Origin of the sequence: Paenibacillus sp. FJAT-26967 (assembly GCF_001541095.1) — a bacterium.
Lineage (GTDB): Bacteria > Bacillota > Bacilli > Paenibacillales > NBRC-103111 > Paenibacillus_F.
Window position 1 is genome coordinate 1455466 of record NZ_LMXH01000001.1, and the last position, 14213, is coordinate 1469678.

Below are 14213 nucleotides of genomic sequence, written 5' to 3' on the forward strand. Positions count from 1 at the left end.
TCTCTTTTTAAAGTGGAAATTCCAAGCATGGGACCCAGTCAACATCGTCACCCATCCAGGTGCAAATCCACACACTTATTTAGAGGAGGAATATTCGTTTGAGGTATTATATTATCGCCCTCATTGTTTTTTTATTAGACCAGGCAACCAAATGGCTTATTGTCAAAAATCTTGCACTTGGAGAAACCATTTCTGTTATCGGTGAGTTTTTCCAGATCACTTCTCATCGTAACCGCGGAGCAGCATTTAGTATCCTGCAGAATCAGCGCTGGTTTTTAATCGCTATGACTCTGATCATCGTCGTCGGCATTTTATTTTACTTAAACCGCACGCGCAAATTGGATCAAAAATGGCTTTCTATGGGGCTGGCTCTCGTTCTGGGAGGAGCTGTCGGTAATTTCTTGGACCGGTTGCTGTTTGGAGAAGTTGTGGATTTTCTGATGTTCCACTTTGAATTTATTAATTATACGTATCCAATCTTTAATATTGCAGATTCAGCGATTGTAATCGGAGTGATTTGTATTTTTATTGACTCCATTATTGCTTGGAAAAAAGAAAAAAGAGGGACGGCATCATGAGCGAAAACAGCGAGTACGAAAAGAACAATCTAAACGAAATGGATGAATCAGAGGCAGCCGAGTGGGTAGTTGAGGAGGTACAATCAGGGGAACGGATCGATAAGTTCCTGTCCGATTTGATGGATCAGGTATCCCGGACACAAATTCAACAGTGGATCAAGGACGGACATGCCCGGGTTGACGGACGCAGTGTGAAGCCTAATTATAAGCTGGCCGAGGGCCAGACGATTGTGCTGAGCATCCCGGACCCGACGCCTATGGAGCTGACTCCCGAAGCCATTCCTCTGGAAATAGTCTATGAGGATTCCGATGTGATTGTCGTGAACAAGCCGCGGGGACTCGTCGTTCATCCGGCTCCGGGACATTACAGCGGGACGCTGGTCAATGCGCTGCTGTATCACTGCAAGGACCTCTCGGGCATTAACGGCGTGCAAAGACCGGGAATCGTGCACCGCATCGACAAAGACACCTCAGGCCTTCTTATGGCGGCTAAAAACGATCAGGCCCACAGTCACTTGGCCGCGCAGCTCAAAGAACATTCGGTTACACGCAAATATATTGCGATTGTCCATGGAGTTCTTCACCATGATCACGGGACGATTGACGCTCCGATCGGAAGAGATGCCAGTGACCGCAAGCTCTACACCGTTACGGAGAAGAACAGCAAGCGTGCCGTGACCCATTTTGTAGTGTTGGAGCGTTTTGACGGTTACACGCTGGTAGAGCTCAAGCTTGAAACCGGCCGTACTCATCAGATCCGCGTCCATATGAAATTCATCGGACATCCGCTTGTTGGCGATCCTGCTTACGGACGCAGCAAAGGAATGACGATGGACGGGCAGGCTCTGCACGCGCAAGTACTCGGGTTTACTCATCCGAAGTCAGGCGAGAGGCTGGAATTCGAGGCGCCGATACCAGAAGATATGATGGATTTGCTTCATCGGCTGAAGAACGTCTAAACTGTTTTAATTTTAGAAGTGAGAACACTGCATGGGGAGGGGAAACGATCGTCATGGAATCGTTGATTAACCCGAAAGTCAAAGACATTCAAATATCCGGCATACGTAAAATCGCTAACAAAGTGGCTTCCATCCCGGATGCACTCGCGCTCACGATCGGACAGCCTGATTTTCCGACACCGCTGCATATTGTAGAAGCCGGGCAGCGTGCTCTTCAGGAAGGCAAGACCTTGTATACGCCTAACGCCGGAGTGCTTGAGCTTAGGCAAGCGGCAGCCGATTTTGTCGGCACCCGATACGGACTGTCTTACGATCCTGTCACTGAAGTTATCGTGACCAACGGAGCCAGCGAAGCACTGGATATTACTCTGCGGACGATATTGACTCCCGGAGCTGAAGTGATTCTGCCTGGTCCTATTTATCCGGGGTATGAGCCGCTGATCAAGCTCTGCGGCGGAATACCCGTATACGTGGATACAAGGCCGCATGAGTTCAAACTGACCGCGGACGTATTGGAGCCATATTTGACCGAACGGACCCGCTGCGTCATTCTGGGCTATCCGAGCAATCCGACGGGGCAAATTTTAACGGCAGAAGAATTGAGCGGTCTTGCCGCACTTCTCCAAGACCGAGAGCTTTTTATCATTTCGGATGAGATCTACAGCGAACTGGTGTACGGGACGAATCACTCATCGATCGCAGCCATTCCGGGTATGAAGGAAAAAACGATTGTCATAAACGGGTTGTCTAAGTCACATTCGATGACTGGCTGGCGTATCGGATATACGTTTGCTCCCGCATACTTATCTCAGCATATGTTGAAAGTTCATCAGTACAATGTGACCTGCGCGAGCTCGGTCAGCCAATACGCGGCGATTGAAGCTCTGACTGCGGGCCGTGACGATGCGCTGCCTATGAGAGTTTCATATGCCGAGCGCCTCCAGCATACTTACGCGAGACTTCAAGAGATGGGGATTCAGGCGGTTAAGCCTCAAGGGGCATTCTATTTGTTTCCGTCGATTGAGCGATTCGGTCTGACTTCGGAAGAATTCGCCTATAGACTTCTTGAAGAACAACGCGTGGCGGTTGTGCCGGGCGATGCCTTCTCGCCGCTGGGCGAGGGGCATATCCGACTGTCTTACGCTTATTCCTTAGAAGTAATAGATGGAGCGCTGGATCGTCTTCAAGCCTTTATTCGCAAGCTGGATTAAACCGGCACGTAAGAGATGTTTGCGGAAGCTTGGGTCTGTCTTCAAAATTTATAAATGAAATAACCCCTTGGAATAATCCGCTGCGGCCTTCAATGCCCTGGGATTATTCAAGGGGTTATTTGTTGCAGCATGGCTGCTAACGATTGCCCGCAGGCGGTTCATCCGATGAACCCGATTTCCAGCGGAAGTAACGGCTGACGGTATCAATGGCTAAACCGATTGCCCGTTCATCCGGCTCAATTTTTGCATGGTGCAGACCATAGGGGGTTTCGGCACCAAGCCAGAACATGAAGCCAGGTATTTTCTCGAGAAAATAACCGTAGTCCTCTCCAGTCATGGCTTCCGTACATTCCACTAGCTGAACGCCTGAATCGGTCTCGCCGATTAACCATTCCATAAATTCACGAGTCAGTTCCTCTTGGTTGTACACCTGCAAGTAATTCGATCCGTAATCAATCGTAATTTGGCATTCGTAAGAAGCTTCAATCCCGCGGGCAACCGCTTCAATTCTTGATTTGATAAGCTGCATAGCTTCCGCGGAAAGAGTACGGATTGTTCCTTCAAGCCGCGCTTTTTCCGCAATGATGTTCTGTTTCGTTCCTGCTTCCATTTTGCCGATCGTCAACACTGCGGAATCCAGCGGATTGATATTGCGCGCTACGATGGAATGGAGCTGGGAAACCATCTGAGAAGCGGCTACGATCATATCGTTCGCTTTATGCGGATAGGCTGCATGTCCGCCTTTGCCGGCAAGATCGATGAATAGCTCGGAGGTATTGGCGAACAGGATGCCAGGCCGGGTTGCGATGACGCCGACGGGATACTCCGGGGCAATATGAAGTGCCACGATCTGATCCGGCATCCAGTCGGCCAGTTCTTGAGCTGCCAGCATAGGCAGTGCCCCGCCGGGGCCTTCCTCCGCAGGCTGGAACAGCACGACGAGATCGTCCTTCATCGGCGTCTTGGCAAACTGCGTAACTATACCGGCTCCGATCGCCATATGAAGATCGTGGCCGCAGGCGTGCATATAGCCGGGATGCTCGGACTGGAAGTTATAGCCGGTTTCTTCGGGAATCGGAAGTCCGTCCATGTCTGCCCGGTAGCCGTATCGTTTGACCGGGTTTGTTCCTTTTATATAGACAAGAATACCGGTCCGCCATGTTTGTATTTCCATGTTCTCCTGGGGGAGAGTCTCTAAATAATCGAGCAGCAGGCGCTGGGTCTTGAACTCTTGAAATCCGGGCTCCGGAATCCGGTGCAATTGGCGTCTTAACTCTACATAAGGGCTGGTCACGTTAGCATCTCCTGCCTTTCTGCTGATCTGCAAGTATGAAAGTAAGGTTCAAGTGTGGAAAAAGCCCCGCGCATGCAGCGCAGGGCCGGGATGTGTATCTGCGCAAACCCTTCTATAAAAAGGGCAGCGGATCTTACAGCTCGCGAAGTTCTTTAAGAATTTCGGTTTTGGATTTCGTTTTGTCGTCCACACGTTTGATAACGCGGGCAGGGGTACCTGCTACTACAGTAAATTCAGGCACGTCTTCAACCACGACAGCGCCTGCAGCTACTACGGAACCTTGTCCAATGCGTACACCTTCCAGGATAACGGCATTAGCGCCTACCAGTACATCGTCTTCTACTACACATGGCTGTGCGGATGGGGGCTCGATTACACCTGCAACGACTGCACCTGCGCCGATGTGACACATGTTGCCGATTTGTGCGCGTCCGCCGAGAATGGCGTTCATATCGATCATCGTGCCTTCACCAATGGAAGCACCGATGTTGATCACTGCGCCCATCATAATAACGGCGTTATTCCCGATGGATACTTTGTCGCGGATAATGGAACCAGGCTCGATACGGGCATTGATTCCTTTCAGGTCTAGAAGAGGGATAGCCGAATTGCGGCGGTCGGATTCAACAACGAAGTCCTCAATGTCCGCTTTGTTTGCTTCAAGAACTTTTTGAATGTCAGTCCACTCTCCGAAAAGCACACCGCTTTTACCGGATACAAATGATTGGATTTCGGAGCCGAATTCAATCGCTTCTAGGTTTCCTTTTACGTATACTTTCACCGGGGTTTTCTTTTGGCTGTTCTTAATGAACTGGATGATTTCTTCTGTATTCATTTGAGTCATCTGTTCCACTCCTCCTGCATAGTAACTTATATCTTTACTATAATAGCAGAAGAAGAGGGGTTGCGCGATAGCATTGTCTAGAAAAAGCGACATTAACTGCGCCTAAGGTTCTTTCATTCCTCATAAACAGGCGGTATACCTGGAAAAAACGTTGGAAATAACGATTGACTTCTTTTGTCGAAAGTGGGATAATGGGCTACAAGTGAATAGGGTACCTTTAAAATCAGTCCAGAGAGGCTGGCAAGGTCAACGATTATGCAGAAGCGGTTCCTGAGGGAAAGCCGAACATGCAGCGAGCAGCTGCACTTTCTCCCGGATCTTAGCTACACGTCTGTTTCTGCGCATGCGAAAACCTTCCTGCCTATGGTCCAGGGAGGTTTTTTTATGGCCGAAATACAAGATACGCGTACCCGACATAAGGAGGCAGTCGACATGAGTGAACACATGCACGTACTGCTGGATGAGATGGCAGTGCGCCGAGCGCTGACACGAATCGCACATGAGATTCTGGAAAAGAACAAAGGGGTCGGAAATTGCATTCTGATTGGTATCCGGACCCGCGGCATCTACCTGGCTCAACGGGTTGCCGAGCGGATTAAGGAGATTGAAGGAGTTCCCGTGCCCGTAGGGGAAATCGATATTACTTCCTACCGGGATGACCGGGTGAAAGTGAAGTCCGTCGATAACGTGCCCGGAGGGGGCAAGCTGGACATTCAGAACAAGAAAGTCATCTTGGTCGACGATGTTCTTTTTACCGGCCGGACAGTAAGAGCCGCCCTCGACGCGCTGATCGATTTGGGACGGCCTGAAATGATTCAGCTCGCAGTGCTGGTCGACCGGGGCCACAGAGAACTGCCGATCCGGCCTGACTATGTGGGGAAGAACGTGCCGACTTCGAAGCTTGAGAAAATCGGAGTTCATTTAACAGAAGTTGATGACGCTGACCAGGTGGTTATCATACAACAGAGGGGGAATGAGGCGTGAGCACGGTAAAGAGCACAACATCCAGACATTTTCTTGGACTTAAAGGTGTTAGTTCTTCAGAGATCAAGGATATTCTTGACCGGGCAGACTTTTGGGAGAACCATCCGGAGAAAGTAACGGATCGGCTTAAAGGCAAATTCGTCTCTAACCTTTTTTTCGAGAACAGCACGCGAACGCGCTTTTCATTCGAAATGGCAGAGAAAAGGCTAGGCGCCAACGTCCTGAATTTCTCCGCGGCAGAATCAAGCGTACAGAAAGGCGAATCGATTTACGATACCGTCCGCACGCTTGAATCTATGGGCATTGATGCCGGAGTCATCCGGCTAAAGCCGGTCGGTCTGCTTGCGGAGCTGGCTGAGAAAATCCGGGTCCCGCTCATTAACGCCGGAGACGGCAACAATGAGCATCCTACCCAGGCGCTGCTGGATCTGTACACCATGCGCAGCCACTTCGGTGAAATCCGCGGGCTTACGGTATCGATCGTCGGAGATATCCTGCACAGCCGGGTAGCCCGCTCGAACCTCTGGGCGCTTCGGGAGATGGGCGCTACCGTTAAACTCTGCGCACCGGCGAATATGCAGGCGCCTGAACTGGCGGCTTACGCTCCCTACGTTTCCATGCAGGAAGCACTGAAATCAGACGTTGTCATGATGCTGAGAGTGCAGCTGGAACGGCATGACAAAGGCATGATCGCTTCCGCTGAAGAGTACCGGGAACAATACGGCTTGACAACCCGGCGGCTGGAGCAGATGGCTCCGCACGCGATCATCATGCACCCGGCTCCCGTTAACCGGAATGTAGAACTGGACGATGAGCTGGTTGAGCATCACCGCTCCAAAATTTTTACGCAAATTCATAACGGTGTTCCGATCCGGATGGCGGTTATTGAACGGACATTAAGTTAAGACAGATTCTCACAGCGATTGCTAAACACAGTTAAGAGGAGAGGGTACGCAGCATGGGAATTTGGATTCTAAACGGCACAACGCTGGATGCTTCCGGCCAAGAAGCGGTCAAGCATCTTTTTATAGAGAACGGGAAAATCGCACAGCGGCTGGACGGGCAAGAAACGCCGGATACTGCCGGTCATGAAGTGATTGAAGCGGCAGGCAAGCTGGTATCCCCCGGGTTTATCGATATGCATGTTCACTTGCGGGAGCCGGGCTTTGAGCATAAAGAAACCATTGCAAGCGGCACTCGCTCGGCTGCACGCGGCGGGTACACGACAATCGCTTGCATGCCGAATACGAAGCCGGTCATCGATACGGTCGATACGGTTAAATTCATCCAGGGCAAAGCTGAAACGGAAGGCAATGGAGTAAGAGTGCTGCCTTACGGCTGCATCAGCAAGAACCAGCTGGGCCGGGAACTGACTGACTTCGAAGGTCTTAAAGAGGCAGGCGTGGTAGCCTTCACCGATGACGGTGTCGGGGTCCAGAGCGCCCAGATGATGAAGGATGCTATGGCGCGCGCAGCGGCTCTTGGAATGCCGATCGTCGCGCACTGCGAGGATGATACGATGGTGAAAGGCGCTCCCGTATCGGAAGGCACCTTCGCCGACAAGCATGGCTTGAAGGGCATCCCGAACGAGTCGGAGGCGATTCACGTCGGGCGCGACATCCTTCTCGCAGAAGCGACCGGGGTGCATTACCATGTGTGTCATGTGAGTACGGAGCAATCCGTAAGATTGATCCGCCTTGGTAAACAGATCGGTGTTAAAGTTACCGCTGAGGTTTGTCCGCATCATCTGCTGCTTTCAGAAGAAGATATTCCGGGAATGGATTCGAACTGGAAAATGAACCCGCCGCTTCGTTCCAAGCGCGATGTCGAGGCCGTCATCGAAGCTTTGGAGGACGGCACGATCGACATGATCGTAACGGACCATGCTCCTCACAGTGACGAAGAGAAAGCCAAGGGAATGCAGCTGGCACCATTTGGAATTGTAGGCTTCGAAACAGCTTTCCCGCTGCTTTACACTAAATTCGTGGCAACAGGCAAGTGGTCGCTTAGCTTCCTGATCGAGCGCATGACTTCGGTGCCGGCTGATGTGTTCGGCCTGCCATGGGGCCAGCTTGAGATCGGCAGTGAAGCGGATCTGACCCTTATCGATCTGGAGAAGGAAAAAGAAGTGGATCCGGCTGAATTCTTATCGAAGAGCCGCAATACGCCTTTTACAGGATGGAAGCTGAAAGGCTGGCCGGTGCTGACAATGGTTGCTGGGTCGGTAGCATGGACGGAATCAAGCGAATAGAAAAACAGACAACTTTGAAGATATAGAGAAGGAGCTGAGGGGCATGAAGGCAAAAGCAAGACTGCTGCTGGAAGACGGTACGCTTTTTACAGGAAAATCGTTCGGTGCTGAAGGGAATTCAGTAGGAGAAGTCGTGTTCAACACAGGAATCACAGGTTACCAGGAGGTACTGTCCGACCCGTCGTACTGCGGGCAAATCGTAACGATGACATATCCGCTCATCGGTAACTACGGTATTTCCCGGGATGACTTTGAATCGGTGAAACCCTTCGTGCACGGCTTTGTGGTACGCCGTCATGAAGAGGCGCCGAGCAACTGGCGCGCACAATATACGCTGGGCAACCTGCTGAAGGAATACGGCATTATCGGAATCAGCGACATCGATACCCGGATGCTGACCCGTAAAATCCGTCATCACGGCGTGATGAAGGGCATTCTGACGACGGGGGATCTGTCCATCGAAGAACTGAAAGAGCAGCTGCAAGCCACGCCTCTGATGTGCACTCAGGTTTCGACAGTATCTACGCCGACTGTGTTCAGCGCGCCGGGCAACCGCGAGCGTGTGGTTCTTGTAGACTATGGAGCTAAGAGCGGTATCGTCCGCGATTTGTCCAAACGCGGCTGTGACGTCGTCGTTGTGCCTCAAGATACAACGGCCGAGCAGATTATGCGGCTGGCACCGGACGGTGTCCTGCTGTCCAACGGTCCCGGGGACCCCAAAGATGTACCGCATGCAGTAGAAACGGTCCGCCAGCTGATGGGCCAAGTGCCGCTCTTCGGAATTTGTCTGGGCCACCAGCTGTTTGCACTTGCAAGCGGCGCGGATACCGAGAAACTTAAGTTCGGTCATCGCGGAGGCAACCATCCGGTCAAAGATCTCATTTCCGGCCGCTGTTACATCACTTCGCAGAACCATGGCTACTCAGTTAAAGAAGATTCTATCGCCGGCACGGAGCTGACGGTTACACATATCAACAACAACGATCGTACGATCGAAGGACTCAAACATAATAAATACCCGGCTTTCTCGGTTCAATATCATCCGGAAGCAGCCCCAGGACCTTTTGATTCCAGCTACTTGTTCGATGATTTCCTGGAAATGATCCGCAATCACCAAACAGATAATCCGCAGGCTCCACGCCAGGCGCAAATGCTTGCCGCATGGAAAGCCGAGCAGTCAGACAGCAGCACGAAAGGAGAACTTCACTATGCCCAAAAATGAGAAGCTCAAAAAAATTCTGGTGATCGGATCCGGTCCGATCGTAATCGGCCAGGCGGCGGAGTTTGACTACGCCGGTACACAAGCTTGCCAAGCACTCAAAGAAGAAGGCATGGAAGTTGTCCTGATCAACAGTAACCCGGCTACAATTATGACAGATACGAACATGGCTGATAAAGTCTATATCGAGCCGATCACACTCGAATTCGTGACTCAAATCATCCGCCAGGAACGCCCAGATGGACTTTTGCCGACACTAGGCGGACAAACTGGACTTAACATGGCAGTAGAGCTTGCCCGTGCAGGTGTGCTGGAGCAGGAGAACGTGAAACTGCTCGGAACGCAGCTGACTGCCATTGAGAAAGCAGAAGACCGCGACTTGTTCCGTGATCTGATGCGTGAGCTCGAGCAGCCTGTTCCCGACAGTGTTATCGTTACGACTGTGCCGGAAGCCGTTGATTTTGCAAATGAGATTGGCTACCCGATCATCGTACGTCCAGCTTATACACTGGGCGGTACAGGCGGCGGAATCTGTCATAACGAAGAGGAACTGGTTGAAACGGTAGCTTCAGGTATCCGCTACAGTCCAATTTCCCAGTGTCTCGTCGAGAAAAGCATTGCAGGTATGAAAGAAGTCGAATACGAAGTTATGCGTGACGCAAACGACAACTGTATCGTAGTCTGCAATATGGAAAACTTCGACCCGGTAGGGGTTCATACAGGAGACAGTATCGTCGTGGCTCCTAGCCAGACGCTTTCAGACCGCGAGTACCAGATGCTCCGCTCCGCTTCGCTCAAAATTATTCGTGCGCTGAATATCGAGGGCGGCTGCAACGTGCAGTTTGCGCTGGATCCGTTCAGTTTCCAATACTATGTGATTGAAGTTAACCCGCGTGTCAGCCGCTCTTCGGCGCTGGCTTCCAAAGCAACCGGATACCCGATTGCCAAGATGGCCGCTAAGATCGCGATCGGCTATACACTGGACGAACTCATCAACCCGGTTACGGGACAGACTTACGCTTGCTTCGAGCCAACGCTCGATTATATCGTATCGAAGATTCCCCGCTGGCCGTTTGACAAATTCATCTCGGCGAACCGCAAGCTCGGAACGCAGATGAAAGCAACGGGAGAAGTTATGGCGATCGGACGTACGTTCGAAGAGTCCATTCATAAAGCAATCCGCTCTCTAGAGATCGGAGTACACCGTCTCTTCCTGAAAGAAACGGATCTGCTCGACAAGGAGACCCTGGAGCAGCGTCTGCAGAAGCCGGATGATGAGCGTCTCTTCCTGCTGGCAGAAGCCATCCGACGTGGATACACCATCGAACAACTCCAGGAGCTGACTAAAATCGACTGGTGGTTCCTGCACAAACTGGACGGAATGATCCGCTACGAGCAGGAAATTGCGGCCAGCGAACTGGATCTGGAAGTTCTGTATGACGCTAAGCGGATGGGCTTTACGGATCGCGCAATTGCGGAGATTCGTACAATCGCGGGTTGTCAGACCTTCACGAACGAAGCTGAGATCCGTACGCATCGCCTGGCGCAAAACATTAAGCCCGTATACAAAATGGTTGATACGTGCGCGGCTGAGTTCGAAGCAACAACGCCTTATTACTACTCGACTTATGAGGTAGAAGACGAAGTTCTGGAGACCTCCAAAGAGAAGGTTGTTGTCCTCGGTTCCGGTCCGATCCGTATCGGACAAGGCATTGAGTTCGATTACTCCACGGTTCACGCAGTCTGGGCTATCCAGGCAGCCGGTTATGAAGCGGTCATCATCAATAACAATCCGGAAACTGTCTCGACAGACTTCAATACATCCGACCGTCTTTACTTCGAACCGCTGTTCTTCGAGGATGTCATGAACGTAATCGAACGCGAGAAGCCAATCGGTGTCATCGTACAGTTCGGCGGTCAGACCGCCATCAACCTGGCAGCTCCGCTTGCCAAAGCCGGCGTACGCATCCTTGGCAGCGACCTGGAAAGTATTGACCAGGCAGAAGACCGTAAGAAATTCGAAGCGCTGCTGCGTAAGCTTGATGTGGCTCAACCTCCGGGCGGCACGGTAACCTCAGTGGATCAGGCTGTCGGGGTAGCTTCCCAATTCGGATACCCGGTTCTGGTTCGTCCTTCTTATGTACTGGGTGGACGCGCAATGGAAATCGTGTACTCCGATGATGAACTTCTCAGCTACATGGAATATGCAGTCAAAATCAATCCGGAGCATCCGGTTCTGATTGACCGCTACATGCTTGGCAAGGAAGTAGAAGTGGATGCAATCTGTGATAAGGAAACGGTAGTTATTCCCGGAATCATGGAACATGTTGAGCGCGCGGGGGTCCATTCCGGCGACTCCATTGCGGTATATCCGCCTCAGTCGCTCTCCGATGAGATCAAGAGTCAAATCATCGACATTACAACTAAGATTGGTCTGGAACTTCAGGTAGTCGGTCTCGTCAACATCCAGTTCGTCATCCATAACGATCAGGTGTACGTGATTGAAGTGAATCCGCGCTCCTCGCGTACGGTTCCTTTCTTGAGCAAAGTGACTAATATTCCGATGGCGAATGTGGCAACCCGCGTTATTATGGGTCAAAAGCTGACAGAGCTTGGATACAAGAGCGGCCTATGGCCCGAAGATGACTTTGTATCGGTTAAAGTGCCGGTATTCTCCTTTGCGAAGCTGCGCCGCGTAGATACAACCCTGGGACCTGAGATGAAGTCTACGGGTGAAGTTATGGGCCGCGATGTGAACTTTGCTAAGGCGCTGTACAAAGGTTTGATCGGCGCGGGAATGAAAATTCCGGCAGCCGGGGCGATTATTGCGACAGTAGCCGATAAGGATAAAGAAGAGGCTGTTGAGATCTTTGGAGGTTTCCAAAGACTCGGCTACAAGATTATTGCCACAGGCGGAACTGCAAAAGTACTTGAAGAAGCAGGTGTTCCGGTTACAACCGTTAACAAGCTGAGCGAAGGCTCGCCGAATATTCTGGATCTGATCCGCAGCGGGGAAGCGCACTTCGTCGTCAACACATTGACGAAGGGTAAGACACCTCAGCGCGACGGATTCCGTATTCGCCGCGAAGCGGTAGAGAATGGCGTCGTTTGTATGACTTCGCTGGATACGGTTCGAGCACTGCTTCATATGCTCGAAGCGATTAACTTCTCTTCCCGCGCTATGCCGGTACACGCATAAGCACACGGATATAAACCAAATCAGGGGGATGTACGCCCAGCTTGCCCGTTCTATAACGGGGAGGCCGCGTGACATCCCCTCCTTATGGACAAAATGCAGACTAAGGAAGCGAATGGGGGCGGCAGTGAATGGACCAGGCAGAAGTGAGAGAGGAAGCCGCGGCACGGATTATGGTAGCATTAGACTACCCCGATGCCGGGAAGGCAGAGATGCTGATCAAGCAGCTTGAAGGGATCCCATGTTGGATGAAGGTGGGCATGCAGCTTTTCTATGCGGCGGGTCCTGACTTTATCACGGGCCTGAAGCAGCGGGGATATCGTATTTTCCTGGACGTCAAAATGCATGATATCCCGAATACCGTAAAAGGCGGTTCGGAAAGTGTAACTCGCTTAGGAGTGGATATGTTTAATGTCCATGCGGCTGGCGGCGTTCACATGATGGAGTACGCGCTGGAAGGCGTCGACAAGGCGATAAGCGGTTCTTCTGCCCTGCGGCCGCAAGTCATCGCGGTTACTCAGCTGACCAGTACCAGCCAAGCGGTGCTGAACGATGAAATCGGCATCTCGGGTCCGGTAGAAAATACGGTTGTCCGCTATGCCCAGCTCGCCCGCAGGGCCGGACTGCAAGGCGTTGTGGCATCCCCTCTTGAAGTGGCTGCCGTCAAAGCCGCTTGCGGCAAAGAATTCGTCACGGTGACACCCGGAATCAGGCCTGCAGGCGCAGACCTGGGCGATCAGTCACGGGTAATGACCCCGCCGGAAGCATTCGCTGCCGGGACAGATTATGTAGTAATCGGCCGACCGATTACTGGAGCGGCCGATCCGCGTGAAGCGATAGAGCGGATTATAGACTCGGTTACGCAGCGTTAAACAGAGCGGGTAAACGAGTGAATGGGTGAACTGCATTTATAATATAAGAGACGGAGTGATTCAAGTATGACAGTTGAAACTTCTAAAGAACGCCAAATCGCGGCAGGTCTTCTGAGCATCGGAGCTATTGCTCTGCGTCCGAACGAACCTTTTACATGGACGTCCGGTATCAAATCACCGATCTATTGTGACAATCGTCTTACAATGTCCTATCCGGAAATTCGCGATGCGATTGCAGAAGGCTTTGCAGCTAAGATCCGTGCAGAGTATCCGGAAGCGGAGATCGTTGCAGGGACAGCAACGGCAGGTATTCCTCATGCAGCATGGGTAGCTCAAAAGCTGGGTCTGCCGATGATTTATATACGTGACAAGGCTAAAGGCCACGGGAAGCAGAATCTTATTGAGGGTGCGCTGAAACCGGGTCAGAAGGTTATCGTCATTGAGGATTTGATTTCCACGGGCGGAAGCTCCCTTAAAGCGGCTCAAGCGGTTAATGAAGCAGGAGGGCAGGCACTGGGTGTGCTGGCTATCTTCACGTACGGACTGGATCGCGGCAAAGCGGCTTTCTCGGAAGCCGGCATGCCGCTGGATACCCTGTCGAACTATGATGCGCTTTTAGAAGTGGCTGTGGAGCAGGGAGCGATCGCGTCAGAAGATTTGGAAAAGCTGCAGGCATGGCGTAAAGACCCTTCTTCATTCGGACAGGCATAATACCTGCTACAGCATATGGAATTGAGTTAAGAGTCAAGAACGAAGAAAACTGATCCTTGATGAGATAAAGCTAACACCAAAAAAGACCTTACCG

Annotated in this window: 12 protein-coding genes; 10 read left to right on the top strand and 2 right to left on the bottom strand. The window is 51.6% G+C overall.

Annotated features, from left to right (window positions below; genetic code table 11):
- The first annotated feature begins 98 nt into the window (after positions 1 to 98).
- From lspA to AR333_RS06410, 3 genes are read left to right on the top strand one after another with little or no spacing between them, the layout of a single operon-like run.
- On the top strand, positions 99 to 578 hold the full coding sequence (lspA, locus tag AR333_RS06400) for a signal peptidase II (RefSeq protein ID WP_068774446.1): 480 nt from the start codon (positions 99 to 101) through the stop codon (positions 576 to 578).
- 38 nt (positions 579 to 616) lie between these two features.
- On the top strand, positions 617 to 1537 hold the full coding sequence (locus AR333_RS06405) for an RluA family pseudouridine synthase (protein ID WP_253735790.1): 921 nt from the start codon (positions 617 to 619) through the stop codon (positions 1535 to 1537).
- Positions 1538 to 1590: 53 nt separating this feature from the next.
- On the top strand, positions 1591 to 2748 hold the full coding sequence (locus AR333_RS06410) for an aminotransferase A (RefSeq protein ID WP_068774448.1): 1158 nt from the start codon (positions 1591 to 1593) through the stop codon (positions 2746 to 2748).
- A gap of 136 nt (positions 2749 to 2884) precedes the next feature.
- Here the strand turns inward: AR333_RS06410 and AR333_RS06415 are convergent, their stop codons facing one another.
- On the bottom strand, positions 2885 to 4042 hold the full coding sequence (locus AR333_RS06415) for an N-acetyldiaminopimelate deacetylase (protein WP_068774449.1): 1158 nt from the start codon (positions 4040 to 4042) through the stop codon (positions 2885 to 2887).
- Between the two features lie 133 nt (positions 4043 to 4175).
- Positions 4176 to 4886, bottom strand: a complete 711-nt coding sequence (dapD, locus tag AR333_RS06420; protein WP_068774450.1) for a 2,3,4,5-tetrahydropyridine-2,6-dicarboxylate N-acetyltransferase — start codon at positions 4884 to 4886, stop codon at positions 4176 to 4178.
- Positions 4887 to 5318: 432 nt separating this feature from the next.
- Here dapD and pyrR point away from each other — a divergent pair, with 432 nt between their 5' ends.
- The 7 genes from pyrR to pyrE all read left to right on the top strand — a co-directional run bounded on the left by pyrR (position 5319) and on the right by pyrE (position 14119).
- Complete coding sequence (gene pyrR, locus AR333_RS06425) at positions 5319 to 5870, top strand: bifunctional pyr operon transcriptional regulator/uracil phosphoribosyltransferase PyrR (RefSeq protein ID WP_068774451.1); 552 nt, start codon at positions 5319 to 5321, stop codon at positions 5868 to 5870.
- The gene (locus AR333_RS06430; RefSeq protein ID WP_068774452.1) at positions 5867 to 6775 is read left to right on the top strand and encodes an aspartate carbamoyltransferase catalytic subunit; all 909 of its coding nucleotides are present in this window, start codon (positions 5867 to 5869) and stop codon (positions 6773 to 6775) included. Before pyrR ends, AR333_RS06430 begins: the two co-directional genes overlap by 4 nt.
- A 53-nt stretch (positions 6776 to 6828) precedes the next feature.
- Complete coding sequence (locus AR333_RS06435; RefSeq protein WP_068774453.1) at positions 6829 to 8121, top strand: dihydroorotase; 1293 nt, start codon at positions 6829 to 6831, stop codon at positions 8119 to 8121.
- Between the two features lie 43 nt (positions 8122 to 8164).
- Positions 8165 to 9343: a glutamine-hydrolyzing carbamoyl-phosphate synthase small subunit gene (carA, locus tag AR333_RS06440; RefSeq protein ID WP_068774454.1), complete on the top strand. Its 1179-nt coding sequence runs from the start codon at positions 8165 to 8167 to the stop codon at positions 9341 to 9343.
- Positions 9330 to 12539, top strand: a complete 3210-nt coding sequence (gene carB / locus AR333_RS06445; RefSeq protein ID WP_068774455.1) for a carbamoyl-phosphate synthase large subunit — start codon at positions 9330 to 9332, stop codon at positions 12537 to 12539. The genes carA and carB overlap by 14 nt, the downstream gene beginning before the upstream one ends.
- A 128-nt stretch (positions 12540 to 12667) precedes the next feature.
- Positions 12668 to 13408: an orotidine-5'-phosphate decarboxylase gene (gene pyrF / locus AR333_RS06450; RefSeq protein WP_068774456.1), complete on the top strand. Its 741-nt coding sequence runs from the start codon at positions 12668 to 12670 to the stop codon at positions 13406 to 13408.
- A gap of 66 nt (positions 13409 to 13474) precedes the next feature.
- Positions 13475 to 14119: an orotate phosphoribosyltransferase gene (gene pyrE, locus AR333_RS06455; protein WP_068774457.1), complete on the top strand. Its 645-nt coding sequence runs from the start codon at positions 13475 to 13477 to the stop codon at positions 14117 to 14119.
- The last annotated feature ends 94 nt before the right edge of the window (positions 14120 to 14213 follow it).

Bases quoted from the DNA above. Each gene is read 5' to 3' on its own strand.
- AR333_RS06435 (WP_068774453.1), top strand. From the start codon at position 6,829: ATGGGAATTTGGATTCTAAACGGCACAACGCTGGATGCTTCCGGCCAA.
- AR333_RS06405 (WP_253735790.1), top strand. From the start codon at position 617: ATGGATGAATCAGAGGCAGCCGAGTGGGTAGTTGAGGAGGTACAATCA.
- pyrE (WP_068774457.1), top strand. From the start codon at position 13,475: ATGACAGTTGAAACTTCTAAAGAACGCCAAATCGCGGCAGGTCTTCTG.
- carB (WP_068774455.1), top strand. From the start codon at position 9,330: ATGCCCAAAAATGAGAAGCTCAAAAAAATTCTGGTGATCGGATCCGGT.
- AR333_RS06410 (WP_068774448.1), top strand. From the start codon at position 1,591: ATGGAATCGTTGATTAACCCGAAAGTCAAAGACATTCAAATATCCGGC.
- pyrF (WP_068774456.1), top strand. From the start codon at position 12,668: ATGGACCAGGCAGAAGTGAGAGAGGAAGCCGCGGCACGGATTATGGTA.
- carA (WP_068774454.1), top strand. From the start codon at position 8,165: ATGAAGGCAAAAGCAAGACTGCTGCTGGAAGACGGTACGCTTTTTACA.
- pyrR (WP_068774451.1), top strand. From the start codon at position 5,319: ATGAGTGAACACATGCACGTACTGCTGGATGAGATGGCAGTGCGCCGA.
- dapD (WP_068774450.1), bottom strand. From the start codon at position 4,886: ATGACTCAAATGAATACAGAAGAAATCATCCAGTTCATTAAGAACAGC.